This window comes from Sphingomonas sp., from assembly GCF_019635455.1.
Lineage (GTDB): Bacteria > Pseudomonadota > Alphaproteobacteria > Sphingomonadales > Sphingomonadaceae > Sphingomonas.
Map to the genome: position 1 here is coordinate 1 of NZ_JAHBZJ010000008.1, position 25,820 is coordinate 25,820.

Consider the following 25,820-nt stretch of genomic DNA (forward strand, 5'->3'; position numbering starts at 1 on the left):
ACGGCCTTGCGACCGCCAGCACCTGAAGCTGGTGCGTCTACCAATTCCGCCATCTGGGCACGGGGTAGGCGGGCGCCTCTAGGGGAGGGGTGGGGGGCTTGTCAACCGCGCTTTCGCCCGGTTGTGCTTTCTCTCGCGGCGCGGCATGGAGAGCCGCAGTTCGGTACCGGTTTTTCGAGGACGCCATGAAGGACATGCTGGTTACCCTGGTGGGCGGGGGCGGGTTCGTCGGCCGCTATGTCGCGCAGGCATTGTTGCAGGCGGGCGCGCGGGTCCGCGTCGCGCAGCGCGATCCGCGCCAGGCGTGGTTCCTCAAGCCGCTTGGCGGGTTGGGCCAGACCCAGTTCGTGGCGGCCAGCGTGACCCGGCCCGACACGCTCGCACGTGCGCTTGCGGGGTCGGATGCGGTGGTGAACCTGGCCGGGGTGTTCGGCGGTCAGGCATTCGCGGTGAACGCCGATGGCGCGGCCAATGTCGCAAAGGCGGCGAGCGACGCCGGCGCCGCCGCGCTGGTTCATCTGTCGGCGATCGGCGCCGATGGCGATTCGCCCTCCGCCTATGCCCGGTCCAAGGGTGAGGGCGAGGCTGCGGTCCGCGCCGCCTTTCCCACCGCCACGATCGTCCGGCCGAGCCTGATCTTCGGGCGCGAGGACCAGTTCGTGAACCGCTTCGCGCGACTGGCCGCCGCATTGCCCGCGGTGCCGGTGCTGAAGGGCGGCACGCGGATCCAGCCGGTCTATGTCGCCGATGTCGCCGCCGGCATCGTGCGCGCGCTCACCCAGCCCGACCGCTGGGGCGGCAGGACACTGGAACTTGGCGGGCCGGACGTCATGAGCTTTGCGGCGTTCAACCGCTGGATCGTCGGCGCGATCGGGCGTGACAAGCCGGTGTTCGACCTGCCCGATCCGGCCGGCGCCGCGCTCGCCACGCTCGGTTTCCTGCCCGGCGCGCCGATCACATGGGATCAGTGGCTGCTGCTGCAACAGGACAATGTCGCGCAGGGCGACGGACTGGCCGCGCTCGGCATCCAGCCCACCCCGCTTGGCGCGGTCGCGCCCGGCTGGCTGGTCCAGTATCGCAGGCACGGCCGGTTCGACGGCACCAAACAGGCCGCCTGAACCCCCTACCCTTCTGCCCCCATCCTCCTGACGAGGCGTACACCCGATGAGCGAACTGCTGGTCGCGATCCTGCTCGGCATTGTCGAAGGGATCACCGAATTCCTGCCGGTCTCTTCGACCGGACACCTCATCCTCGCCAGCGAGTTGATGGGATATGACGCGGCGCAATGGGCGGTGTTCAACATCGCGATCCAGCCCGGCGCGATCCTGGCGATCGTCGTGCTGTACTGGCGCACCTTCATCGCGGTGCTGCGCGGCCTGCTGAAATGGGAGCGCGAATCGGTCGCGTTCGTGCGCAACCTGCTGATCGCCTTCATCCCGGCGGTCGTCCTGGGCCTGGCCTTTGCCGACCAGATCGAGGCGCTGCTCGAAAACGCCGTCGTCGTCGCCTGGGCGCTGATCGTCGGCGGCGTCGCGATCCTGGTGATCGAACGGCTGGTCAAACCGGGCGAGGCGGTCGGCGTGTCGGGCGTGACGGTCGGTCAGTCGATCAAGATCGGTCTGGTCCAGTGCCTCGCGATGATCCCCGGTGTCAGCCGGTCGGGCGCGACGATCATGGGTGCGATGGCGCTGGGCATCGAACGGCGCACGGCGGCGGATTTCAGCTTCTTCCTCGCGCTGCCCACGCTGACCGGTGCGACGGTGCTGCAACTCTACAAGCACCGGGACGCGATCACGCCCGACAGCCTGGGGCTGATCGGCGTCGGCTTCGTCGTCTCGTTCGTGGTGGCGCTGGGCGTGGTAAAGGCGTTTCTCCACATCGTGCAGCGTCACGGCTTCTCGCCCTTTGGCTGGTATCGAATCGCTGCGGGAACCGCCGCGCTGATCTGGCTCGGCATGCGGTAGGACCGACACGGACCTAATATCGAAATAATATTTCACCGGATTGGCGGGATCGCGACGGAGCGCCTGAAATATAGGTAAGTATTACTGACATAAATGCCGATTTCAGGGTGACTTCCCGCGCAAAACCTGCCATCGCGCCGCGCATGGCACAGGAAGTCATGCTCAAATTCGTCGATCGTGCGCAGGCCTTTCCGGCCAAGCGCGAGGCCCCGTTGCGCGCCCGGGATTTCCGGGAGATCGCCGACAAATACGCACCCCAGGCCGCGCAGGATCAGGCGGGGCGCTGCTCGCAATGCGGCGTCCCCTATTGCTCCGTGCATTGCCCGCTGCACAACCATATCCCCGACTGGCTGCGCCTGACCGCCGAAGGGCGGCTGCGCGAGGCCTATGAGCTGAGCAACGCAACCTCGACCATGCCCGAAATCTGCGGCCGCATCTGCCCGCAGGACCGGCTGTGCGAGGGGAATTGCGTCATCGAATTTTCGGATCACGGATCGGTGACGATCGGATCGGTCGAAAAATACATCACCGACACCGCCTGGGCGGAAGGGTGGGTGGAACCGCTCGTCCCCGGCCCGGATCGCGGCCAGTCGGTCGGCGTGATCGGCGCCGGCCCGGCCGGGCTGACCGCGGCCGAATATCTGCGCAGGCTGGGCTATGACGTCCATGTCTATGACCGGCACGACCGGCCCGGCGGACTGCTCACCTATGGCATTCCCGGCTTCAAGCTGGAAAAGCCGGTGGTGATGCGCCGGACCGACCGGCTCGCCGATGGCGGCATCGTCTTTCACCAGGGGTTCGAGGTCGGCAGGGACGCGACGCTCGACGCGCTGCGCGACCGGCACGACGCGATCTTGATCGCGACCGGCGTGTATCGCGCCCGCGCGATCAAGGCACCCGGCGTCGGCGCGGATGGCGTGATCGAGGCGCTGGATTATCTTATCGCGTCGAACCGCAAGAGTTTCGGCGACGCCGTCCCGGCCTTTGACGATGGCCGGCTGAATGCCGCCGGCAAGAATGTCGTGGTCATCGGCGGCGGCGACACCGCGATGGATTGTGTGCGCACCGCGATCCGCCAGGGCGCCGCCTCGGTCAAATGCCTGTATCGCCGCGACCGTGCCAATATGCCGGGCAGCCAGCGAGAGGTCGCCAATGCCGAGGAAGAGGGCGTCGAATTCGTCTGGCTCTCTGCGCCGGAGGCGTTTGACGGCAGCGGGCATGTCACGGCGGTGAAGGTGGTGGGGATGCGCCTGGGCGCGCCAGACGCCAGCGGGCGTCGCGCGCCCGAGGTCGATCCCGACGCGAAGTTCGGCATCCCCGCCGATATGGTCATCAAGGCGCTGGGTTTCGACGCAGAGGATCTGCCGGTACTGTTCGACGCGCCCGATCTGGGCGTGACCCGCTGGGGAACGGTGCGCACCGATGCGCGCACGATGATGTCGAACCTCGACGGCGTCTTTGCCGCCGGCGACATCGTCAAGGGCGCCAGCCTGGTCGTCCAGGCGATCCGCGACGGACGCGACGTCAGCGAGCGGATGCACGCATGGCTGGCCGCGCAGCGGGCCGCCGCGCCGGTGGCCAGGGAGAGGGAAAGCGCATGATCCGCACGATACTCACCGCGACCGCACTCGCGCTCGCCGCCCCCGCGCTGTGCCAGAGTGCCGACCCGGCGACGATCGCGTCGGCGCAGAAGCTGCTGGCCCAGATGGGAACCGAGCAGCAGCTCGACCAGCAATTCGCCGCGCTCGCGCCGATGATGGCGAAATCGGCGATGGCACAGCTTGAGGCAGGCGAGCAGAGCCGTGCGCTGTTCACCGAACTGACCGGTGGCGATTATGCCCGCAAGCAGAAGCTGGAGGCGATTTTCGCCGAGGAGTATCTGAAGGCGACGCGTGCGCAGATCCCGCGCATGCTGAGCGAATATGCCCGCGAATATGCGGCGACCTTTTCAAAAACCGAACTCGACGGCCTCACCGCCTTTTTCGCAAGCGGGATCGGCGCGAAATATGTCGCGGCGAGCCCCGCATTGCAGACCAGGCTGACCGGCATCGGCCAGCGCATCGGCATGGAAGTCGGCATGGTCGCGGTGCCGAAGGCGATCGAACGCGGGCGGGCGGAAATCGCGGGAGCGGCACCGAAATGAAGGTGACGGCACCCGTCCTTGCGGCGCTGATGCTGGTGCCGCTCGCCCCCATGGCGCAGGCGGCACCGGGTGTGCCGGCTGCGACCGCGGCCGACGCCGACGCGGCCGCCCGTCTGACCACGGCGCGCGCCATCGTCGAGCTGTCGATGCCGGAATCGCAGCGCGACGCGATGTTCGGACAGATGATGGACGCCATGATGGCGAACATGCTGGGCGGCATGATGAAGGGCGATCCGAAACTGGCCGCGACGTTGCGCGAGAATCCGGAGGCGGCGCGCGTCTTTGCCGCCTTTGTCGCGCGGCAGAAACAGCTTTCGCTCGCCGACCTCAAACAGACCACGCCCGAAATGATCGAAGCGATCGCGCAGGCCTATGCCCGCCGCTTCACGCTCGCCGAACTGACGCAGATCGAGGCGTTCGTGCGCACCGATGCCGGCGCCCGGTTCGTACAGGCCGGCCCGACGCTGTTCAGCGATCCCGCCATCGCCGCCTGGCAACGCGGCATCGCCGAAAAGGCGCAGGCACGCATGCCGGCCGAGATCAACCGCCTCCTCACCGACCTCAAGCCCGTTCTGAAAGACGCCGATGCCGCACCTGCCAAATCCTGAATCCCAGCGCGAACGCCTCGCCCGGGAGGGCATGTATCGCCCCGAGTTCGAGGGCGACGCCTGTGGCGTCGGCATGGTCGCTGCGGTCGATGGTCAGGCGTCGCGCCGCGTCGTCCAGGGCGCGATCGACGCGCTGAAGGCGGTATGGCACCGCGGCGCGGTCGATGCCGACGGCAAGACCGGCGACGGCGCCGGGCTGCATGTCGACCTGCCACTGCGCTTCTTCGACGATGCGGTGCTGGCGAGCGGCCACCGGGTGCTGCCCAACCGGCTCGCGGTCGGCATGATCTTCATGCCGCGCGTCGATCTGGGCGCGCAGGAAGCGTGCCGGACGATCGTCGAAAGCGCGATCATCGAGGCGGGCTACACCATCTATGGCTGGCGGCAGGTGCCGGTCGATGTGTCGGTGATCGGCATGAAGGCGCAGGCCACCCGGCCGGAGATCGAGCAGATCATGATCGCCGGCCCGCTTCCGGGCGTGCAATCGGAAGCCGAGTTCGAGAAGAATCTCTACCTCGTCCGCCGCCGCATCGAAAAGCGGGTGATCGCCGCACAGATCAGCGGCTTCTACGTCTGCTCGCTCAGCTGCCGCTCGATCATCTACAAGGGGCTGTTCCTCGCGGAGTCGCTGAGCGAATTCTATCCCGATCTGCGCGACGACCGGTTCGTCAGCCGGATCGCGATCTTTCATCAGCGCTATTCGACCAACACCTTCCCGCAATGGTGGCTGGCGCAGCCGTTCCGCTGCCTCGCCCACAATGGCGAGATCAACACGATCCGCGGCAACAAGAACTGGATGCTGAGCCACGAGATCAAGATGGCCGCGACCGCGTTCGGCGAGCATTCGGAGGATATCAAGCCGGTGATCCCGGCCGGCGCGTCGGACACCGCCGCGCTCGACGCGGTGTTCGAGGCGATCTGCCGGTCGGGCCGCGACGCGCCGACCGCCAAGCTGATGCTGGTGCCGGAGGCGTGGCAGCTGGTGGACGAGATGCCGCAACAGCATCTCGACATGTACAAATATCTGGCGAGCGTGATGGAGCCGTGGGACGGCCCCGCCGCGCTGGCGATGACCGACGGCCGCTGGGCGGTCGCGGGGGTCGATCGCAACGCGCTGCGTCCGCTGCGCTATACCCGCACGTCCGACGGCCTGCTGGTCGTGGGGTCCGAAGCGGGGATGGTGCAGCTGCCCGAAGCGACGGTGGTCGCCAAGGGCCGGCTGGGACCGGGCCAGATGATCGCCGTCGATCTGGGCGAGGGCCGGTTCTACACCGACCGCGAGGTAAAGGACCGGATTGCCGGCGAATATGATTATGCCGCGATGATCGGCGAGTTCATCGGCATCGACGATCTGAATGCACCGGACGATGCCGCGTCCGGATATGATCGCGCCGAGCTCACCCGGCGCCAGGTCGCCGCCGGCCAGACGCTGGAGGATATGGAGCTGATCCTTTCGCCGATGGTCACCGACGCCAAGGAGGCGATCGGTTCGATGGGCGACGACACCCCGCTCGCCGTCATCAGCGACAAGCCGCGCCTGATCAGCCAGTTCTTTCGCCAGAATTTCAGCCAGGTGACGAACCCGCCGATCGACAGCCTGCGCGAGCGCCATGTGATGTCGCTCAAGACGCGGTTCGGCAATCTCGCCAATATCCTCGACACGGCGCAGACGGCCAATCGCGTGCTGGTGCTGGAAAGCCCGGTGCTCACCAATGCCGACTGGGCGCGTCTCAAGGGCCATTTCGCGGATGTCGCCGCCGAAATCGACTGCACGTTCGACGCGGCCGGCGGGCCGGAAACGCTGCGCGCCGCGATCGCGGACATCCGTCTTCAGGCGGAACAGGCGGTGCGTGCCGGCAAGACCGAAATCTTCCTGACCGACGAAGGCGTCGATGCCGATCGGATCGCGATTCCGGGGGTGCTGGCCGCCGCCGCCGTCCACACCCACCTCGTCCGCAAGGGGCTGCGCAGCTATGCCAGCGTCAATGTGCGGACCGCCGAATGCCTCGACACCCATTATTATGCGGTGCTGATCGGCGTCGGCGCGACCACGGTGAACGCCTATCTTGCCCAGGCATCGATCGCGGACCGGCATGCGCGCGGCCTGTTCGGAGACCTGTCGCTCGACCAGTGCCTCGCCAACCACCGCAAGGCGATTGACGAGGGGCTGCTCAAGATCATCTCGAAAATGGGGATCGCGGTGATCTCCAGCTATCGTGGCGGCTATAATTTCGAGGCGGTCGGCCTGTCCCGCGCGCTGGTCAACGATTTCTTTCCCGGCATGCCGGCCAAGATTTCGGGCGAGGGCTATGCCTCGCTGCATCTCAACGCGAAGCTGCGCCACGAGGCCGCCTTTGACACCGGCGTCGCGACGCTGCCGATCGGCGGCTTCTATCGCCAGCGGCATGGCGGTGAGACGCATGCCTATTCGGCACAGCTGATGCACACGCTGCAAACCGCGGTCGCGACCGACAGTTATTCGACCTATCTGCAATTCTCACGCGGGGTTCGCGACCTGCCGCCCGTCTATCTGCGCGACCTGCTCGAATTCAACTTCCCGGGCGAGGGTGTCGCCATCGACCAGGTCGAGGCGATCACCGAAATCCGCAAGCGCTTCGTCACGCCCGGCATGTCGCTGGGCGCGCTCAGCCCCGAGGCGCACGAGACGCTCGCCATCGCGATGAACCGGATCGGCGCCAAGGCGGTGTCGGGCGAGGGCGGCGAGGATTCGATCCGCTACACGCCCTATGACAATGGCGACAACGCCAATTCGACGATCAAGCAGATCGCGAGCGGCCGGTTCGGCGTGACCGCCGAATATCTGGGCGCGTGCGAAGAGGTCGAGATCAAGGTGGCGCAGGGCGCCAAGCCCGGCGAGGGCGGCCAGCTGCCCGGTTTCAAGGTCACCGAATTCATCGCCCGGCTGCGCCACTCGACCCCCGGCGTCACCCTTATCTCGCCGCCGCCGCATCACGACATCTATTCGATCGAGGATCTTGCCCAGCTGATCTACGACCTCAAGCAGATCAACCCGCGCGCGCGGGTCTGCGTGAAGCTGGTCAGTTCGGCGGGCATCGGCACCGTCGCGGCGGGCGTCGCGAAGGCGCATGCCGACGTCATCCTGGTCGCCGGCCATGTCGGCGGCACCGGCGCCTCCCCCCAGACCAGCGTCAAATATGCCGGAACCCCGTGGGAAATGGGATTGTCGGAGGTGAATCAGACGCTCACCCTCAACGGCCTGCGCGGCCGGGTGAAGCTGCGCACCGATGGCGGGCTGAAGACCGGGCGCGACATCGTGATCGCCGCGATCCTGGGCGCGGAGGAGTTCGGCATTGGCACGCTGAGCCTCGTCGCGATGGGCTGCATCATGGTGCGCCAGTGCCATTCGAACACCTGCCCGGTCGGCGTCTGCACCCAGGACGAGCGGCTGCGCGCCAAGTTCACCGGATCGCCCGAAAAGGTCATCAACCTGATGACCTTCATCGCGGAAGAGGTGCGCGAGATCCTCGCCCGCCTCGGCTGCAAGAGCCTGGACGAGGTGATCGGCCGCACCGAGCTGTTGCGCCAGGTCAGCCGCGGCGCCGAGCATCTCGACGATCTGGATCTCAACCCGATCCTCGCCAAGGTGGATGCGGATGAAAGCGAGCGGCGCTTTAGCCTCGGCACGTTCCGCAACGCGGTTCCCGACAGCCTCGACGCGCAGATCATCGCCGACGCGAAGGCGGTGTTCGAGCGCGGCGAGAAGATGCAGCTCGCCTATAATGTCCGCAACACTCACCGCGCGGTCGGCACCCGCCTGTCGAGCGAGATCACCCGCACCTTCGGCATGAGCAAGCTCAATGACGGCCATGTCCAGATTCGCCTGCGCGGATCGGCGGGCCAGTCGCTCGGCGCGTTCCTGTGCAAGGGCGTGCGGCTGGAAGTGTTCGGCGACGCCAATGACTATGTCGGCAAGGGGCTGTCGGGCGGCACGATCGTCGTCCGCCCGCTGGTCAGCTCACCGCTCGCCAGCCAGGACAACACGATCGTCGGCAACACCGTGCTCTACGGCGCGACATCGGGCCGGCTGTTCGCGGCGGGCCAGGCGGGCGAGCGCTTCGCCGTCCGCAATTCGGGCGCGCAGGTGGTGGTCGAGGGGTGCGGAGCCAATGGCTGCGAATATATGACCGGCGGCGTCGCCGTCGTGCTGGGCCAGGTCGGCGCGAATTTCGGCGCGGGCATGACCGGCGGCATGGCGTTCATCTATGACGAGGCCGGCAGCTTCGAGCGCCGCGCCAATGGCGACAGCATCGTCTGGCAGCGGCTGTCCTCCATGCATTGGGAGGCGGTGCTCAAGAACCTGGTCGAGGACCACCACGCCGCCACCGACAGCAGATGGTCGGGCGAACTGCTGGAGGACTGGGCGCGCGCGCGTGGCCATTTCTGGCAGGTGGTGCCGAAGGAGATGCTGACGCGGCTCGCACATCCGCTGGATGACAGCGTGGAGATGGTCGCGGCGGAGTAACACGCGGTCCCGTCACCCCGGCCCCGTGCCGGGGTCCATCGCGCGGCCAGCCACGCCGCGAGCCAATAGACCGAAGCGCAAGCCGCCAGGCGGACTCCGGAACAGGTCCGGGGTGACGAAGGTACGCCATAATCCACAACAACCCCCTGCCCCCGCTTGCCGCGCGTGCCTGCGCGCGCGTAAAGCCTCTCCCCATGTGGCAGCTTTACCAATTCCCGCTGTGTCCCTTCTCGCGGAAAGTCCGCCTCGTTCTTGGGGAAAAGGGCGTCGGGTACGAACCGGTTCGCGAATCGCCGTGGCAGCGGCGCGACGAATTTCTCGACATGAATCCCGCCGGCCAGGTGCCGGTGATGGCCGATGATCGCGGGGTGGTGCTGATCGATTCGGTGGCGATCTGCGAGTTTTTCGAGGAGACGGTGAGCAAGGCGGCCCTGCTCAACGGCACCGCCGCCGACCGCGCGGAAATCCGCCGCCTCGTCAGCTGGTTCGACAACCAGTTCTTTCGCGACATTACCGGGCCGTTGCTGAACGAGCGGATGATCAAGCGGATCGTCCAGCGCGCGACGCCGGATTCGGGTGCGCTGCGCGAGGCGATGAAGGCCGCGGTCGCGCACCTCGACTATATCGATTACCTGCTCGACCACCGCACCTGGATCGGCGGCGCGACGATGAGCCTTGCCGATCTGTCGGCGGCGGCACAGATCAGCGTGGCCGATTATCTGGGCGGGATCGACTGGAAGAGCCACGAACAGGCCAAGCGCTGGTATATCGGCATGAAGAGCCGCCCGAGCTTCCGCCCGCTGCTGGCCGAGCGGATGGAGGGGATCAACCCGCCCGCGGATTACGAGAAGCTCGACCTGTGACCGGATCGAGCGCGGTCGTCATCGGCGCGACCGGCGGTATCGGCGCGGCGTTCGCGGACCTGCTCGACGAGGAAGAGGGGCATCGCAAGGTGTGGCGGTTTGGCCGCTCGCTAACCGGGGAGGCGCATCTCGACCTTGCCGACGAAGCCAGCATCGCGGCGGCGGCAGCGCACGTCGCCTCCGGTCCGCCGCCGTCATTGATCCTGATCGCCACCGGCATTCTGGGGGAGGGGGCGCGCGGTCCCGAAAAGGCGCTGCGCGACCTCGACCCCGACTGGCTCGCGCGGATGTTCGCGATCAACACGATCGGTCCTGCGCTCGTCGCCAAGCACTTCCTGCCACTGCTGCCGCGCAACGGAACCCCGGTGTTCGCCGCGCTCTCCGCCCGTGTCGGCAGCATCTCCGACAATCACCTTGGCGGCTGGCACGGCTATCGCGCGTCCAAGGCCGCGCTCAACATGCTGATCCGCAATTTCGCGATCGACGCGTCGCGCCACAATGATCGCAGCATCGTGATCGGCCTCCACCCCGGCACCGTCGATACGAAGCTGTCCGAACCGTTTCGCGGAACGCTCGCCCCCGGCAAGCTGTTCGCGCCCGATCGCGCCGTGCTCCAGCTGCTCGACGTGATCGAGGGCCTCAAGCCGGCCGACTCGGGCAAATGCTTCGCCTGGGACGGGACCGAGATTCCCGCCTGATCCGCCAGCACGGACCGCCAGACCACGCATTGCTCAGCTTTGCCTCATGACGCGCACCCTCCGCATGGCGCACGACCGGGCATCCGCAATGGAAGGAGGGATGCCATGAATGTTTCCACGAACCGCTGGTTTCGGACGGGGGTCGTCGTCGCGATCGTCACGGCGGCGCTCACGGTCTGGACGACCATCGTTCGCGACGACGGCAACGGGGCGGGATTCTTCATGCTCATTCTGGCCGCCGCCACCGGGACCTTCGCGGCGCACGCACGCCCCGGCGGAACGGCACGCGCGATGATCGGGGTCGCGGCGATGCAGGTCGCCCTTACCGCGTTGATCGTCACCGCGCCGGTGACCGCGGCGACGCCGGACGCGACCGGCCGCTATCTGGTGACCGGCGTCGTATTGGCGGCGCTGTGGCTGGCGGCAGGCGCCTGTTTCGGGGTGGCCGCGCGTTCGATCGACGGGGATCGCTAGAACCCGTCGCCCGGCGCGCCATCAAATTGCGGGTCCCCACCCTCGGGGCGCCGTTCGTCGCGCCGCCCCGCCGGGCCGCGGTCGCGCACCGGCGGAGGCTCGTCCAATCCCTCATCGCCGGGCGGCGGCATCCGGTCACGCGGGCGGACTACGTCGATGCTGCCGTCCGGATTGACCCGCACGCCCATTCCCTGCCCGCCGAACCGCCCTTCGAACTCGATCGGCGCGTCGAGGGCGTTTTCATCGCCCCCCTCGTCGCCATCGATCACATCGCCGATATTGTCTGCGACCACCGGCTCGGCCTTGGGTCGCGCGGTCACGCCCAGGGCCTGGGTCATGAAATCGCGCCACACCCGCGCCGGCAGGCCGCCGCCCGCCAGGCCGGGATTGGGCGTATTGTCGTCATTGCCCATCCAGACGCCGGTCACGATACCATCGGCATAGCCCATGAACAGCGCATCGCGATTGTCCTGCGTCGTCCCGGTCTTGCCGAACGTATCGACCGAGAGGGCGGCGGCGTGACCGGTTCCCTCCGTCGCCGCCGCCGCGAGCAGCTCGCGCATCCCCGCCAGCTCGCGCTGGCCGAGGGGCCGGGTCATCCCCGAAAAGCGCGCGAGCCAGCCGCGATCCGCCTCCGCCCCCAGCCCGCGCGGCCGGACCGGCGCCTGGCCGCTGGCGATCGCGGCATAGGCGGCGGTCAGCTCGATCAGCGACACGCTCGACGTGCCGAGCGCGATCGACGCCTCGCTGGGGATCGGGCTGGTGATGCCCAGGTCACGCGCGGCCCGGATCACTGCGGCCGGCCCCACCTTCTGGATCAGGCGGGCGGCGGCCACATTGCTAGATTTGGCGAAGGCATGGCGCAGCGTGATCTCGCCCTCATAGCGGCCGCCACTGTTCTTGGGCGACCAGTTGCCGATCGTCACCGGCTCGTCCAGCACGGTCGAATCGGGAGTCATGCCGGATCGCAGGGCAGCGAGATAGACGAACAGCTTGAACGTCGATCCCGGCTGGCGCTGCGCCTGGGTCGCGCGGTTGAACGGCGATTCGGCATAGCTCTTGCCGCCGACCATCGCGATCACCCGCCCGTCGGGCCGCATCGCGACGATCGCGATCTGTGATTTGCGAAGGCCCGCATTGCGCACCGCGCGTTCGGCCGCCCTCTGCGCCTTCATCTCAAGCGTGGTGCGGATTTCGTCGTCGCCGTCACCCGATTCGTTGAGTTCGCGCGCATCGGGCAGCACCCAGTCGGCGAAATAGGTTCCGTTGGGCAGCTGCTTCGTCCGCGCCAGCCGCAGCCGCGCCGGGGCAACCGCCTTGCCCTCCGCCGCCGTCAGGAAGCCGGCATCGACCATCGTTCCGACCACCACGGCCTCGCGCGCCTGTGCGCCCTTCAGATTGCCCGACGGAGCCAGCCGCGACGGCGCCTTGACCAGTCCCGCGAGCATCGCCGCCTGTCCCACCGTCAACTCGGTCGCGGGACGGCTGAAATAATGTCGGGCGGCGGCGTCCAGGCCATAGACATTGTCGCCGAAATAGACGTTCGAGAGATAGCGCGAGAGAATCTCGTCCTTGGTCAGCCACGCCTCGAGCCAAAAGGCGATCAGCACCTCCTGAAACTTCCGCCCGAACGTGCGCCGTGAATTGAGGAACGCGTTCTTCGCCAGCTGCTGGGTGATCGTGCTGCCACCCTGCGCGCCGTTCGACGTGAAGACGTTGTTGACGAAGGCGCGCAGGATCCCGCGCGGATCGACGCCCCAGTGCGACCGGAAGCGGCGATCCTCGACCGCGATGAACGCCTGGGTCACATGGTCGGGCAGTTTCGTCGCGTCCACCGGGGCGCCGACGATCGCCCCCGACCGCGCGATCGGCGTCCCTTCTGCGGACAGCAGCGTGATCGATGGCGGAACCGGCGGCTCGAGCGATTTGCTGAGCGGCGCGGTGAACACGAGCCAGGCGACCGCGGCAAAGAACAACAGCAACGCGGCGGCGATGCCGCGCCACAGCCACTTCCAGTTCCGGCGGCGATACGCGACCGGCAGGTTCGTCGTATAGTCGTCGGGCGGCTCCCCGCCGCCCATGCCGCCAGGCGCGCCACCGCCAAGCGGTCGGGACGCGGACGCCGCTCGCGGGTCGCCAATCTCTGGATACAGGGTGTCGTAGCGCATCGAACCGGCGACCGTATTACCCTGATATTACAGCCGGCTCAAGCACGCATCGCGCGTCAATCCACCCGGACAAAGGCGAGATGGTGGAAATCATAGCTGAAATCGGCAAGCGGCGAGAGCGCCTTCATCCTGACTGCCGTCGCCCTTCCGTCCGCGACCGTGAAGGTCACCACCGCATCCTCGCCCAGTCCCGGGGCGATGCGCGTGCGGAACGCGTCCGTCCCCCAGGGCTCAAGCACGCTGGCGAATTGCGGCGTCGGCACGAAATCGATGAACAGCGCGGCCTTCCTGCCGCGGCCGCGAACGCTCACCACGATGTCGCCATACCATGGGTCGCGATACCGTCCGGCATAGCCGGCCAGCGGCACGCTCGGCCCGCCATCCGGCCGCTTCTCGCCCCCTTCCCCCATCGCCGCGACGGCATTTTCCCGCGCGAGCTTGTTGCGCGCGACATAGCTGCCGACCCAATCATAGGCGGGTGACACATCGAGCAGGCGATCGAGGATCGCGTTGCGGATTCCGCCCGATACGCTGTCCTCGGTATTGCTCAGCACGACGACGCCGATCCCGGCGGACGGGATCATCGCGGTCTGCGTGACCTGTCCCGACAGGCCGCCGGAATGGCTGATCAGCCGCCGCCCGCGATAATCCTGGACGAACCAGCCGAGCGCATAGCCCGACATGACCGGCCGCGCGGGATTGAGATCGGTCGCGCCGTCGCTCGACGACACGACCACCTGGGGCGACCACATTTCCGCCGCGCTCGCGCGGGTCCACAGCCGCTTTCCGCCGGGCAGTTCGCCCCCGGCAAGCTGGGCGGTGAGCCATTTGGCGACATCGGTGACGCTGGCATTGATCCCGGCGCCGGGATCGATCACCGCGCTTTCGTCGGGCCGGATCACCTGCATCGGGCCGACCCCGCGCACCGGCGGCCCCAATCGCGCGTGGCGCGCCGCAACATTGTCGGTGCGCAGCAGATCGAGCGACACCACCGCGTCGTCCATTCCGATCGGTTCGACCAGCCGCGTCCGCACGAAATCGCGCCAGCTCATCCCCGAAACGCGCGCGATCAGCACGCCCGCGACGACATAGAGGATGTTGTCGTAATCATAGCCGCCGCGAAACGGCCGCACCGGCTGAAGGAATTGCAGCGCGCGCAGCGCGTCCTGGGCGCTGCGGTTCGATTTGGGGAAATAGAGCAGGTCCCCGGCGCCGAGCGGCAGGCCCGAGCGGTGGACCAGCAGGTCACGCACGGTGAACAGCTGCGTCACCGCAGGATCGGCCATCTTGAATTCGGGGATATGGGTGGTGAGCCGGTCATCCCAGCCCAGCTTCTTCTCCTCGACCAGCATCGCGATCGCGGCGGCGGTAAACGCCTTGGTGTTGGAGGCGATGCCGAACCTGGTGTGGACATCGACCGGTGCCGCCTGGCCCATCGTCCGCACGCCATAGCCCCGCAGCCACGGCGCCTGCCCCGCGCGCACGATGCCGACCGCGATGCCCGGCGTTTCGAACGCGCGCATGAAATTGCGGACGATCGCGTCGATCGCACCGTCCAGATCGCCGCCGGTCGCCGCATCCTGTGCGAAGGCGGGCAGCGCCAGGCCAACCGCCCCGCCGGCACCCAGCGCCAGCACGCCGCGCCGGTCGATCGTGAATCCGCTCATCTGCTACTCCCGCGCAAGCCCGTTCCGAAACCGTTTCCAGGTCCCCGATGCCGCGAAAGCGGTCGTTCGAACGGTTTGTGCGACGCTAGCCACAGGCGGCCTGTGCAAACAAGCCCGGCTGGCGGGCCGCCCTCTTACGCTTCCAGTTCGACGTCCCAATAGAGCCAGTCGTGCCACGTCTCATGCAGGTGGTTCGGCGGGAACCGCCGGCCATGCTCCTGCAACTGCCAGCTGGTCGGCCGGATCGGTGGCATGAACAGCGGCATCGCCGCCTGTTTCGGCGTCCGCCCGCCCTTTTTGAGGTTGCACGGCGCGCAGGCGGTGGCGACATTTTCCCATGTCGTGCGCCCGCCCTGCGCGCGCGGCACCACATGGTCGAACGTCAGGTCGCGCCCGCTGCCGCAATATTGGCATTCGAACTTGTCGCGCAGAAACAGGTTGAACCGGGTGAAGGCCGGAAACTGGCTCGGCTTCACATATTGTTTGAGCGCGATGACGCTTGGCAGCTTGATCGCGGCGGTGGGGCTCCTCACCTCGCGTTCGTAATGGCTGACGATATCGACCCGGTCGAGGAACACCGCCTTGATCGCGGTCTGCCACGGCCACACGCTGAGCGGATAATAGGAAAGCGGCGTATAATCCGCGTTGAGGACGAGGGCAGGACACCCCTCGGGATGGCGGATCAGATCGGGATGGTACATGTTCCCCCCAGTGATGCCCGACGTCTTGCACCGCTCCTCGCCACGAAGCGTTACGTCGTCATGACACCATACCCGCCGACTCGCGGTCAAGGGTTCATGGCATGATCGTCACGCGTTTCGCGCCCAGCCCCACCGGCCGGTTGCATCTTGGCCACGCCTTTTCCGCGTTGAAGGCGCATGACTTTGCCCGCGGCGCCGGCGGCCGCTTCCTGCTGCGGATCGAGGATATCGACGGCACGCGCAGCCGCCGCGATCATATCGACACGATCCTGCGCGATCTCGACTGGCTGGGCATCGGCTGGGACGGGGCGGTGAGCTTCCAGTCGCGCCGCCTCGCTTATTACCACGCCGCGCTTCAGGAACTGCGCGCGCGCGGCCTGATCTATCCGTGTTTCTGTACGCGTGCCGACATCGCCGCCAGCACCAGCGCGCCGCACGGACCGGAGGGGCCGCTATATCCGGGGACATGCCGGGGCCTGGCGCGGCCCGATCTGTCACGCCCCCATTGCTGGCGACTGGACATGGCGACGGCGGCACGCGGCGGGCTCACCTTCACCGACACGCGCCACGGCGTGACGGCCGCCGATCCCGCGCAGCACGGCGATGTCGTCCTTGCGCGCAAGGATGCCCCGGCCTCCTACCACCTCGCCGTCACGCTCGACGATGCGGCGCAGGGGGTTACCGATGTCGTGCGCGGCGCCGACCTGCTCCCCGCGACGCATGTCCACCGCCTGCTCCAGGCGCTGCTCGGCCTTCCCACCCCGCGCTATCACCACCATGAACTGCTGACCGGGCCGGACGGCGAACGGCTCGCCAAACGGCACGGCGCGCCCACCCTTGCCGCCCTGCGCGAAGCCGGCGCGGACGGCCATGCGCTTGCCGACGCGCTCCGCCGTGGCGAACTCCCGGTTGGATTCGCGGCCGCAAGGGACTAGGTCTGGGGTTCAGCAGTGCCGAGCGGCAACCTAAAGGCAACACCTCATGAAGCTCTTCCTCGTCCTCCTGCTCATCGCCGCGATGATCGCGACCGTCGTGGCGCTGATCCGTGGCATCGTCGCGTTCCTGCAATCGAGTGCGGAGGATGTGAAATCCGGCAACGGGCCGAGCGCGTCGTCGCTCAAGTCGAACAAGATGATGCAGCAGCGCATCCTGTTTCAGGGCATCGCGATCGCGATCGTCGCGCTCCTGCTGCTGATGGCGAGCCAGGGCTAGAGAAGCCCCTCAGTCCCGAACCTTGTTCGGTACGCCGCCGGGCGGCCGACGAACCATTTCGAGGCCCGACCCGCGTCGCCGTGGTGTCGTGACCCCGGAACAAGCCGCGAGTGACGACAGGAAATGGTCAAACTCACCAAGATCTACACCCGCACCGGCGATGACGGCACCACCGGCCTGGTCGATGGATCGCGCATCGCCAAATCGGACGCGCGCATGGCCGCGATCGGCGATGTCGATGAGGCGAACAGCGCGATCGGCGTCGCGATCGCCGCGCTTTCCGGTGCCGCGCCCGCCGACCTGCTCGAAGCCATCCAGAACGACCTGTTCGACCTTGGCGCGGACCTTGCCACTCCGGGCGACGATTTCACCCCGTCGGAAATGACGTTGCGCATCGTCGCCGCGCAGGTGACGCGGATCGAGGCCGCGATCGATGCGGCCAACGCGCGCCTGACCCCGCTGACCAGCTTCATCCTGCCGGGCGGCAACCCGGCCGCCGCGGCGATCCACCTCGCCCGCGCGATCGTGCGGCGGGCAGAGCGCAGCGCGGTTGCCGCCGCACACGCCACGCCGGTCAACCCGTATGCGATCGCCTATCTTAACCGCCTGTCGGACCTGCTTTTTGTGCTTGCCCGCGAAATGAACCTTTCGGGCGGCGGGGACGTTTTGTGGAGACCCGGGGCCAATCGCTAGCGTCGCACATTGACCTTCGTCGCATCCCGGTCTAGGAGAACGAAATGCGAACGAAGGCGTCGCCCGCCGCGTGTAGCTCAACGCTGGAGGCCCGGTTCCGAAAGGTCCGCGCGCTGTCCGCCGATCTGGCTTCCCCGCTCTCCGACGCCGACGCGACCGTCCAGTCGATGGACGATGCGTCGCCCGCCAAATGGCACCTCGCCCATACGAGCTGGTTTTTCGAAACCTTCGTCCTGCGCGATCACGTGCCGGGCCATACGCTGCACGACGCGCGCTTCCCCTTTCTGTTCAACAGCTATTACGAGGCGGAGGGAAAGCGTCATGCCCGGCCGCGCCGTGGCATGATCACGCGGCCGACCCTTGCCGAGGTGATGGACTATCGCCGCGCGGTCGAGGAGGCGCTGATCGCCGCGCTCCCCCACCTCTCCCCCGCCGCGCTCGACCTGATCCGGCTCGGCTGCCATCATGAAGAGCAGCATCAGGAACTGCTGCTCACCGACATTCTCCACCTCTTTTCGTGCAACCCGGTCCAGCCCGCACTGTGGACGGGCGAGCGCAAGGTCCCGGTCGCGATGCCGGGCGCGATGGAATTCGCGCCGGGCGCCGCGGGACAGGTCGAAATCGGTTTCGCCGCGCGATCGAACGGGGGCGACGCCGATCCCGATTTCGCCTTCGACTGTGAAGGGCCGCGCCACCCCACGCTGCTCTCACCCCATGCGATCGCGACGCGCACCGTGACCAATGGCGAGTGGTTCGATTTCATCGACAGCGGCGGCTATCGCGATCCGCGCCACTGGCTGTCCGACGGCTGGGCCTGGGTCCAGGCGGAGGGGATCGACGCGCCCCTCTATTGGGAACGCGGCGACGGCGGCTGGACCCGCTTCGGCCTGGACGGTCGCCGCGCGATCGACCCTGCCGCCCCGGTCACGCATGTGAGTTTGTACGAGGCCGACGCCTATGCCAGCTGGGCCGGCGCGCGCCTGCCGACCGAGGCCGAATGGGAAACAGCGGCCGCCACCCATGATCCACTGTCGGGCAATCAACTCGATGCGGCGGGACCGGTCGAACCGCGCCCGTCGCCCGGCGGCCCCGGCTTTTTCGGGGATGTGTGGGAATGGACCGGCAGTGCGTATCGCCCATATCCCGGCTTCCGCGCCGCCGAAGGGGCGGTCGGCGAATATAACGGCAAGTTCATGAGCGGACAGTTCGTGCTGCGGGGCGGAAGCTGCGCGACGCCGCGCGGCCATGTCCGCGCCAGCTACCGCAATTTCTTTTACCCCCATCAGCGCTGGCAGTTCACCGGCGTGCGCCTCGCAAAGGACCTCTGACCGATGCTCAAGCAGGAAATCGAAGACGGTCAGGCAAGCCTTGCCGACCCCGCCTTTCGCGCCGACGTGCTGACCGGTCTTGCCGCGCGACCCCGCGCGATTCCCGCACGCTGGTTCTATGACCGGCGCGGATCGGAATTGTTCGAGGAGATCACGCAACTCCCCGAATACTACCCAACCCGCATCGAAACGGCGCTCCTGCGCGACGCCTGCCCCCAGGTGGCCGACGCGTTCGGCACCGGCGGCGCGGTGATCGAATTCGGCTCGGGTTCGTCGGTCAAGACGCCGATATTGCTGCGACGCGTTCGCCCTTCCGCCTATGTCCCGATCGATATCTCGGGCGCGTTCCTGCGCGAGTCCGCCCGCACGATCGCCGCCGATTTCCCCGACATCGCGGTTCATCCGGTGGAGGGCGATTTCCTGAAGCCGCTTCGCATGCCGGCGGGGATCGGCGGGCTGCCACGGCTGGGCTTTTTTCCCGGCTCGACGATCGGCAACATGTCGGCACCCGCCGCCGTCGATCTGTTGCGGGCGATGCGCCAGTCGCTGGGGGAGGGCGCGTCGCTGCTGATCGGCATCGACCGGATCAAGTCGCCCGACATTCTCGTTCGCGCCTATGACGACGCGCAGGGGGTGACCGCTGCGTTCAACCTGAACCTGCTCGATCGAATCAACCGGGAATTGTCCGCCGATATCCCGGTCGATGCGTTTCGGCATGTGGCGCGATGGAATGACGGGAAGGCGCGCATCGAGATGCATCTGGAGGCGACGCGCCCAACCGCGTTCGAGGTGGAGGGACGCAGCTTCGCGATCGGCGCGGGCGAAACCATCCATACCGAAAACAGCCACAAATACGGCCCGCGCGACGCACGGCTGCTGCTTTCGGCGGGCGGCTGGACCGTCACGCGGGAATGGACCGACCCGGACGACCTGTTCGCGCTGTATCTGGCAGATGCGCGGGCCTTGCCGCCGGCCCCCTAGACAAGGTGGCGCGCGCTATTCGCGCACCGGCTGCGCTTTCCAGACGATGAGCCAGTTCACCGATCCGCGACATTCGCTCATCACCCGCGCCTCTACCAGGCGAAAGCGGCTTCCGTCCCAGACATAGCTTTGCGACGTGCCGCAATCGCCAAGGCCGCGCCCCTTCGCATAGCTGGTCAGCCGTCCGGTTTTCGCGTCGAAATCGGCGTTGACCGGCATGTCGTCGCCCTCTTCACCAAAGCCGGGCGGACTGTCGAACGCGGCGGCGGCCGCCTGTCCAGCGCGCACGATAAAGGCTTCCGACAACAGATTATAGGCCCCGGCGCCGCACGGGACGAGCGCGAGCACCGCGCCGCCGCCGACGGCATGGGATTGGATCGCCGGCCGCTGCCCGTCGGGATAATTTTCGCCGCAGGCCGATCGCTTCCACAACACCGCCGTAATGGCGGGAGGCAGGCCGGCATTGCCGGCGGGTGCGATCGCCGGAACGCGCGGCCATGGCTGGCGCGACGGGACGTCCGTCGCCGGCCCGTCGCCCCGGGCCACGATGGCGGTCACGGTCCCCGCCCTGCCCTGCTGCGCATCGATGTACCGCAACGCCGCCGCGCTGCCGGCCAGCGACACCCGGCCGGCGGGGGTGGCGGTCGAGCGGGAAATGATCGCCGCCCTGCCATCGACAAGGGCCGCAGCGATCGCGGCGGCATCGTCGCCGTCGAACCGATCGCCCTTCCAGAATTTCGCAGCGGCGGCCCCGCGTGCGCCCTCGATCCGCACGCCGGTGCCGGCGGTCGCGTCTTGGCCGATCAGCCGGACGGTCCAGCCGCCCGCCGGCCCGGCGTCGCGCGTCGCCGACAGCTGCCAGCCATCGGTGTCCTCTGCCCGTTCGGGCTGAAGCGAGGTCATTTCGCAGCGCCTTACATTGTCGCAGGCGACCGCCCAGTCGCCAAAGACGCGGACCTCGCCCACCGCGGGCGCGGCGGCCTGGGCAAGGAGGAGGAAGATCATCGTCATCGTGCGGTCCTGTGATGGGGCGCTGTGGCGGCGAAGCGGTTTACACGATGAACGGGATCACCAGCAGGAACGCGCCGATCGCGTACATCATCCACTCGCCCATCATATAGCCGGCCGACGCCTGGGACTTGTTGAGCACCAGCGCCGATTGCGCGGGGTCGGCGGCATCATAATGAACCGGCACGCGCGCGCCGACCGGATGCGCGTCCAGCCACTTCTTGCCCGCCTCTTCCCAGATGGCGAATTCGGGATAGCGGGTCGGGTTGGTGCCGGTATGGGCGGTGCCGTTCACCTGATAGGCGTAGCGGACGCGCGGTTGCACCTTGGTCCCCCAGGATTCGCTGTTGTCCTCGGCTTCCAGGTGAGACTCCTCGATCACGCCCTCGACCGTCTGCCAGTTGCCGCTCCCGCTTGCCGCGGCCCTTTCCCGTTTGATCCGGGACCGCGTCCAAAAGCCGAGCGCGAACGCGCCAAACGCCGCCAGCCAGCACCACAGCAACACCTGCATGTCCATGATTTATCCTCCCTTTTCAGCGAGGCTGCGCCCGGCCCCGGGGATCGTCAAGAGACAAATCGCTGGCGAGCCTGCCCCTCCCCCGCTAGGGCCGGCGCACGCGGAAAAAGGAGGCGGAGATGAAGACGGTTGGCGTGATCGGGGCGGGACAGATGGGCGCGGGAATCGCCCAGGTTTCGGCGCAGGCGGGCTATCGCGTACTGCTGTCCGACGTCGATCAGGCGCGCGCCGAAAAGGGCAAGGCCGGCATCGCCAAACAGCTTGCCCGCGCAGTCGAGAAGGAGAAGATTTCGACCGAGGCGATGGACGCGGCACTCGCCAATATCGAGTGTGTCGCCGGCACCGACGCCTTCGCCCCCTGCGATCTGGTCATCGAAGCCGCGACCGAGCGGGAGGAGATCAAGCGGACGATCTTCGCCAATGTCGCGAAGGTGCTGTCGGACAGTGCGATCCTGGCCAGCAACACCTCATCGATCCCGATCACGCGGCTGGCACAGGCATCGCACGATCCGGCGCGGTTCATGGGCGTCCACTTCTTCAACCCGGTTCCGGTCATGGGCCTGATCGAACTGATCCGCGGCCTTGCCACCAGCGACGCGACGGTCGCGGCGGTCGAGGCCTATGGCAGGACGCTGAACAAGCGGATCGTCCACGCCAACGACGCGCCGGGGTTCATCGTCAACCGCGTGCTGATGCCGTTCCTCAACGAGGCCTGCTTCGCGCTCGGCGAAGGGGTCGCGACGATCCCGGACATCGACGCCGCGATCCAGCTGGGCCTCAACCATCCGATGGGACCGTTCACGCTTGCCGACTTTATCGGCCTCGACACCTGTCTGGAGATCACCCGGGTGCTGTTCGAAGGGACCGGCGACCCCAAATTCCGCCCCGCGCCGTTGCTGGTCAAATATGTCGAGGCCGGCTGGTACGGGCGCAAGACCGGGCGCGGCTTTTACGATTATTCGGGCGCGGAACCGGTGCCGACGCGCTGAAGCCAATGGGGTTCGACCGCGGCGAGCAGATCGTCGAAGCTGCGGTCCAGCCCCTGCATGTTCAGCGCGATATCGCCAAATCCCATCCGGCGGTTGGCCCAGGCGAGCCTGCCGAGCAGCGACCGGCAGGGATAGCGGTCGGGCTGGTCGAGCCAGAGGCAGAGGAACAGCTGGCGCCCCATCACCTGGGGTTCGATCCGGGTGATTGCGGCCCAGGGAATCACCTCGTCCGACCAGCGCGACCAGCGAATGCCGCGCGCATCGACCTCGACCACCGGGCCGGTGCGCAGCATCTGTCGCACGATCACCGCGAGCCCGGCGCCGGCGCAGAGCAGGATCAGCCATCCCATGGCGTGCAGCCAGGTCGCCGGATCGGCCACCCCGCCCTGCGATCCCTCAACCCGGTCGAGCGCCAGCCAGCCGCCCAGCGCCGCGACGCCTGCGACGACCGCCAGCAAAACGCCCATGTCCGCGCGCGAAACCCGCGCGACGAAGCGGTCGGTCAAGGCAGCAACAATCCCGCCAGCGCCGCGCTCATCAGATTGGCGAGGCTGCCGGCAAGCAGCGCCTTGATCCCCAGTTTAGCGATCATCGGCCGCTGATTGGGGGCAAGGCTGCCGGTCGCGGCCATCTGGATCGCGATCGAACTGAAATTGGCGAAGCCGCACAGCGCGAAGGTGACGATCGCGGTGGTGCGCGGGGCAAGGTCCTTCATCGCGCCAAGATCGATAAAGGCGACGAATTCGTTGAGCACCACCTTCGTCCCGAACAGGCTGCCGGCCCGCAGCGCCTCGTCCCAGGGAATGCCGAGAAGGTACATCACCGGCGCGAAGACGGTGCCGATGATCCCCTGAAAGGTGAGGTCGGGATAGCCGAACAGGCCGCCGACCACGCCCAGCAGGCCGTTGGCGAGCGCGACCAGCGCGACGAAGGCGAGCACCATCGCGCCGACCGCGACAGCGATCTTCACGCCGGTCTGCGCGCCCATCGCCGCGGCCATGATGATGTTGGCCGCGCGCTCCTCGTCAATCTCATGCTCGACGGCGCGGATCGCGCTATCCTCCTCGGCGACCGCATCCCCTTCCAGCGGAAGCTCGTCCTGCTTGGGGGCGGGATCGTCGGGCATGATGATCTTTGCCATCAGCAGGCCGCCGGGCGCGGCCATGAAGCTGGCGGCGAGCAGATACTGGATGTTGATCCCCATCGACGCATAGGCGGCCAGGATGGTGCCGGCGACTCCCGCCATGCCGACGCTCATGATCGCGAACAGCTGCGACGGCGCGAGCCCGGCGAGATAGGGGCGGATGACGAGCGGCGATTCGCTCTGCCCGACGAAGATGTTCGCCGCCGAACACAGCGATTCGACCTTGCTGACCCCGATCACCTTTTCGATCGCGCCGCCGATCCAGCGCACGACGAACTGCATGACGCGGATATGATAGAGGATCGAGACGAGCGCCGCGAAGAAGATGATGACCGGCAGCGCCGCGATCGCGAAGGACTGGCCGCCGACTTCCGGCTTGGCGAGCGGACCGAAGATGAAGTTGGTGCCGGCCTGCGCATAGCCGAGCAGCGCCGACACGCCCGTCGCCATCCCCTCGATCGCATGGCGACCGGCAGGGACGTAGAGGACCAGCGTGGCGATCCCCGCCTGAAGCGCGAAGGCGGCGGCGACGACACGCAGCCGGATCGCGCGCTTGTTGGACGACAGCAGGAACGCGATCGCCAGAATGGCGACGATGCCGAAGATGCCGATCGGAAAATTGCTCAAGTGAAAACGCCCCCCAATTCCCGCGAACGACGCGGCCGAATCCACCGGACAATAATGCCGTGTGCGCCGACCGCCAGCGAAGATTGAACGGCGGGAGCAGCAGGGCGACCATGGCGGCAGGCCAGGCAAACAGGGTTCACGCTTGCGCGCGGCGCGCCGCCACCCCTCGCGCCATCTTTCGCCCGGGAAAAAAGCGCGCTAGCAGATGACATGACTTCTTCGGCTCCGCTGTCGCGCTCGCTCTTCTTCCTCTCGATCTTTTACGGCGGCATGGTCTGCATCGCCGGCGTGCTGGGCAACAAGCAGGTGGCGCTGGGGCCACTGGCGGTAGAGGCGGGCATCTTCGCCTTTCTGCTGCTGGTCGCGGTGTCGAGCGCGGTGGCCGAACTGCACGGACGCGCGGCCGCCAACCGGCTGGTTCAGATCGGCTTCGTCCCGCTGATCGTGTCGATCCTGCTGTCGCTGATCGTCCTGGCGCTTCCCGCCTCGCCCGAAATGGCGCCGGAGCGGATCGACGCCTTCACGCTGATGATGAGCGGCACCCCGCGCATCTGGGCGGGCGGCATCATCGCCTATGGCGTCTCGCAAACGCTGAACGTCACGATTTTTTCCTGGCTGAAGCGCGAGGAGGGCAAGCTGTTGTGGCTGCGCGCCGCGATCGCCGGGGTGCTGAGCCAGATCGTCGATACGCTGATCTTTATCAGCGTCGCCTTCTATGGCGTCTTCCCCATCACCGAATTGCTGATCGGCCAGATGCTGGCAAAGGTGGTGTTGTCGGCGGTGCTGGTGCCGGTGCTGATCTACGCGTTCGTCGCGCTGGGCCGCTGGCTGGATCGGAGCACGACGACGTCCTAGGACGCGCGAGCCTGCGCGCGCAGGGTGAGGCAATAGCCGATGGTGATCGCCATCCCGATCGCGACCGCGCTGCATGCGATCAAGGTCGTCCATTCGATTGGCGCGAAGGCATAGGCACCGGCATAGACCAGCCCGCTGAGCAACAGGGACCACCCGCCCACGCGCTGCACCTTGCGCGCGCCGGCACCCGGGACGAAGCGCTTCGGCATCATGTTTCCGAGCCATGCGATCAGCAGCCCGTTGGCGCCGATCACCATCCGCTTCACCGTCTCCCCATCCGCATAGCCAAGCTTGCGCGCGGCCAGTCCGGCGAGCGCCAGCACGAGAATGCCGCCGGCGATGGCCAGGCTCCCCACCACTTCCTTGTTCACGTTGTACCCTCCTCCTTGGCGGTCGGGGCTTTCGCGCCGACACCGAATGAATCGACAAAGCCGAGCAGCGCTTCCTCCAGCACCGAAAGCTTCAGGTGATAGATCACCGACTTCCCCGCCTTTTCCGCATGGACCAGGTCGGCCTCCTTCAGCACCGCGAAGTGCGCCGACATGGTCGGCTTCGACACGTCGAACCGGGCGCTCAACTCACCTGCACTCAGCGGCCCCTTGCGCAGCAATTGCAGCACGCGCCGCCGCGTCGGATCGGACAATGCCTTGAACACCTGGCTCATGATTTGTTAAT

The 25,820-nt window shown here is 67.3% G+C and carries 25 protein-coding genes; 16 read left to right on the top strand and 9 right to left on the bottom strand.

The window, feature by feature from the left end; genetic code table 11:
- The first annotated feature begins 185 nt into the window (after positions 1-185).
- The 9 genes from KF783_RS10695 to KF783_RS10735 all read left to right on the top strand — a co-directional run bounded on the left by KF783_RS10695 (position 186) and on the right by KF783_RS10735 (position 11,255).
- On the top strand, positions 186-1,118 hold the full coding sequence (locus KF783_RS10695; protein WP_294079148.1) for a complex I NDUFA9 subunit family protein: 933 nt from the start codon (positions 186-188) through the stop codon (positions 1,116-1,118).
- Between the two features lie 46 nt (positions 1,119-1,164).
- On the top strand, positions 1,165-1,965 hold the full coding sequence (locus KF783_RS10700) for an undecaprenyl-diphosphate phosphatase (RefSeq protein WP_294079150.1): 801 nt from the start codon (positions 1,165-1,167) through the stop codon (positions 1,963-1,965).
- Positions 1,966-2,108: 143 nt separating this feature from the next.
- Positions 2,109-3,566, top strand: coding sequence for an NAD(P)-dependent oxidoreductase (locus KF783_RS10705; protein WP_294079152.1), 1,458 nt, complete (start codon positions 2,109-2,111; stop codon positions 3,564-3,566).
- On the top strand, positions 3,563-4,108 hold the full coding sequence (locus KF783_RS10710) for a DUF2059 domain-containing protein (protein WP_294079154.1): 546 nt from the start codon (positions 3,563-3,565) through the stop codon (positions 4,106-4,108). Before KF783_RS10705 ends, KF783_RS10710 begins: the two co-directional genes overlap by 4 nt.
- Positions 4,105-4,716 carry a DUF2059 domain-containing protein gene (locus KF783_RS10715; RefSeq protein ID WP_294079156.1) on the top strand — a complete coding sequence of 204 codons (612 nt, stop codon included), beginning with the start codon at positions 4,105-4,107 and terminating at the stop codon, positions 4,714-4,716. Before KF783_RS10710 ends, KF783_RS10715 begins: the two co-directional genes overlap by 4 nt.
- Positions 4,694-9,220: a glutamate synthase large subunit gene (gene gltB / locus KF783_RS10720; protein WP_294079158.1), complete on the top strand. Its 4,527-nt coding sequence runs from the start codon at positions 4,694-4,696 to the stop codon at positions 9,218-9,220. The genes KF783_RS10715 and gltB overlap by 23 nt, the downstream gene beginning before the upstream one ends.
- Positions 9,221-9,414: 194 nt before the next feature.
- On the top strand, positions 9,415-10,083 hold the full coding sequence (locus KF783_RS10725; RefSeq protein WP_294079160.1) for a glutathione S-transferase family protein: 669 nt from the start codon (positions 9,415-9,417) through the stop codon (positions 10,081-10,083).
- Positions 10,080-10,781: an SDR family NAD(P)-dependent oxidoreductase gene (locus tag KF783_RS10730; protein ID WP_294079162.1), complete on the top strand. Its 702-nt coding sequence runs from the start codon at positions 10,080-10,082 to the stop codon at positions 10,779-10,781. The genes KF783_RS10725 and KF783_RS10730 overlap by 4 nt, the downstream gene beginning before the upstream one ends.
- 105 nt (positions 10,782-10,886) lie before the next feature.
- The gene (locus KF783_RS10735; protein ID WP_294079164.1) at positions 10,887-11,255 is read left to right on the top strand and encodes a hypothetical protein; all 369 of its coding nucleotides are present in this window, start codon (positions 10,887-10,889) and stop codon (positions 11,253-11,255) included.
- Here KF783_RS10735 and KF783_RS10740 read toward each other — a convergent pair.
- The 3 genes from KF783_RS10740 to KF783_RS10750 form a co-directional block, all read right to left on the bottom strand.
- On the bottom strand, positions 11,252-13,336 hold the full coding sequence (locus KF783_RS10740) for a PBP1A family penicillin-binding protein (protein WP_294079406.1): 2,085 nt from the start codon (positions 13,334-13,336) through the stop codon (positions 11,252-11,254). The two genes, KF783_RS10735 and KF783_RS10740, sit on opposite strands and share 4 nt — an antisense overlap.
- Positions 13,337-13,479: 143 nt before the next feature.
- Positions 13,480-15,090, bottom strand: a complete 1,611-nt coding sequence (locus KF783_RS10745) for a serine hydrolase (RefSeq protein WP_294079166.1) — start codon at positions 15,088-15,090, stop codon at positions 13,480-13,482.
- A gap of 134 nt (positions 15,091-15,224) precedes the next feature.
- A complete protein-coding gene (locus KF783_RS10750; protein ID WP_294079168.1) occupies positions 15,225-15,791 on the bottom strand; it encodes an HNH endonuclease in 567 nt (188 codons plus the stop codon).
- A 101-nt stretch (positions 15,792-15,892) separates the two neighbouring features.
- Here KF783_RS10750 and gluQRS point away from each other — a divergent pair, with 101 nt between their 5' ends.
- The 5 genes from gluQRS to egtD all read left to right on the top strand — a co-directional run bounded on the left by gluQRS (position 15,893) and on the right by egtD (position 20,005).
- A complete protein-coding gene (gene gluQRS / locus KF783_RS10755) occupies positions 15,893-16,726 on the top strand; it encodes a tRNA glutamyl-Q(34) synthetase GluQRS (RefSeq protein ID WP_294079170.1) in 834 nt (277 codons plus the stop codon).
- Positions 16,727-16,772: 46 nt separating this feature from the next.
- Complete coding sequence (locus KF783_RS10760) at positions 16,773-17,003, top strand: twin transmembrane helix small protein (protein ID WP_294079172.1); 231 nt, start codon at positions 16,773-16,775, stop codon at positions 17,001-17,003.
- Between the two features lie 123 nt (positions 17,004-17,126).
- Positions 17,127-17,696 carry a cob(I)yrinic acid a,c-diamide adenosyltransferase gene (locus KF783_RS10765; protein ID WP_294079173.1) on the top strand — a complete coding sequence of 190 codons (570 nt, stop codon included), beginning with the start codon at positions 17,127-17,129 and terminating at the stop codon, positions 17,694-17,696.
- A gap of 44 nt (positions 17,697-17,740) precedes the next feature.
- A complete protein-coding gene (egtB, locus tag KF783_RS10770; protein ID WP_294079174.1) occupies positions 17,741-19,024 on the top strand; it encodes an ergothioneine biosynthesis protein EgtB in 1,284 nt (427 codons plus the stop codon).
- Between the two features lie 3 nt (positions 19,025-19,027).
- The gene (egtD, locus tag KF783_RS10775) at positions 19,028-20,005 is read left to right on the top strand and encodes an L-histidine N(alpha)-methyltransferase (RefSeq protein ID WP_294079176.1); all 978 of its coding nucleotides are present in this window, start codon (positions 19,028-19,030) and stop codon (positions 20,003-20,005) included.
- A gap of 15 nt (positions 20,006-20,020) precedes the next feature.
- Here the strand turns inward: egtD and KF783_RS10780 are convergent, their stop codons facing one another.
- Positions 20,021-21,016: a DUF1176 domain-containing protein gene (locus tag KF783_RS10780; protein WP_294079179.1), complete on the bottom strand. Its 996-nt coding sequence runs from the start codon at positions 21,014-21,016 to the stop codon at positions 20,021-20,023.
- 40 nt (positions 21,017-21,056) lie between these two features.
- Positions 21,057-21,530 (bottom strand): DUF3592 domain-containing protein, encoded by a 474-nt coding sequence (locus KF783_RS10785; protein WP_294079181.1) that lies wholly within the window; start codon positions 21,528-21,530, stop codon positions 21,057-21,059.
- Between the two features lie 119 nt (positions 21,531-21,649).
- Here KF783_RS10785 and KF783_RS10790 point away from each other — a divergent pair, with 119 nt between their 5' ends.
- Positions 21,650-22,519 (top strand): 3-hydroxybutyryl-CoA dehydrogenase, encoded by an 870-nt coding sequence (locus KF783_RS10790; protein WP_294079183.1) that lies wholly within the window; start codon positions 21,650-21,652, stop codon positions 22,517-22,519.
- Here the strand turns inward: KF783_RS10790 and KF783_RS10795 are convergent.
- Together KF783_RS10795 and KF783_RS10800 are read right to left on the bottom strand one after the other, a co-directional pair.
- Positions 22,486-23,025 carry an STM3941 family protein gene (locus KF783_RS10795; RefSeq protein WP_294079185.1) on the bottom strand — a complete coding sequence of 180 codons (540 nt, stop codon included), beginning with the start codon at positions 23,023-23,025 and terminating at the stop codon, positions 22,486-22,488. The genes KF783_RS10790 and KF783_RS10795 overlap by 34 nt on opposite strands.
- The gene (locus KF783_RS10800) at positions 23,022-24,290 is read right to left on the bottom strand and encodes a NupC/NupG family nucleoside CNT transporter (protein ID WP_294079187.1); all 1,269 of its coding nucleotides are present in this window, start codon (positions 24,288-24,290) and stop codon (positions 23,022-23,024) included. The genes KF783_RS10795 and KF783_RS10800 overlap by 4 nt, the downstream gene beginning before the upstream one ends.
- Before the next feature lie 210 nt (positions 24,291-24,500).
- On the opposite strand from KF783_RS10800, the gene KF783_RS10805 reads away from it, so the two are divergent.
- Entirely contained in the window at positions 24,501-25,145 is a 645-nt protein-coding gene (locus KF783_RS10805) for a queuosine precursor transporter (protein WP_294079188.1), read from the top strand.
- Here the strand turns inward: KF783_RS10805 and KF783_RS10810 are convergent.
- Both KF783_RS10810 and KF783_RS10815 read right to left on the bottom strand, forming a co-directional pair.
- Positions 25,142-25,516: an ammonium transporter gene (locus KF783_RS10810; RefSeq protein ID WP_294079190.1), complete on the bottom strand. Its 375-nt coding sequence runs from the start codon at positions 25,514-25,516 to the stop codon at positions 25,142-25,144. The two genes, KF783_RS10805 and KF783_RS10810, sit on opposite strands and share 4 nt — an antisense overlap.
- Positions 25,513-25,809 (bottom strand): autorepressor SdpR family transcription factor, encoded by a 297-nt coding sequence (locus KF783_RS10815; protein ID WP_294079191.1) that lies wholly within the window; start codon positions 25,807-25,809, stop codon positions 25,513-25,515. The genes KF783_RS10810 and KF783_RS10815 overlap by 4 nt, the downstream gene beginning before the upstream one ends.
- Between the last annotated feature and the right edge of the window lie 11 nt (positions 25,810-25,820).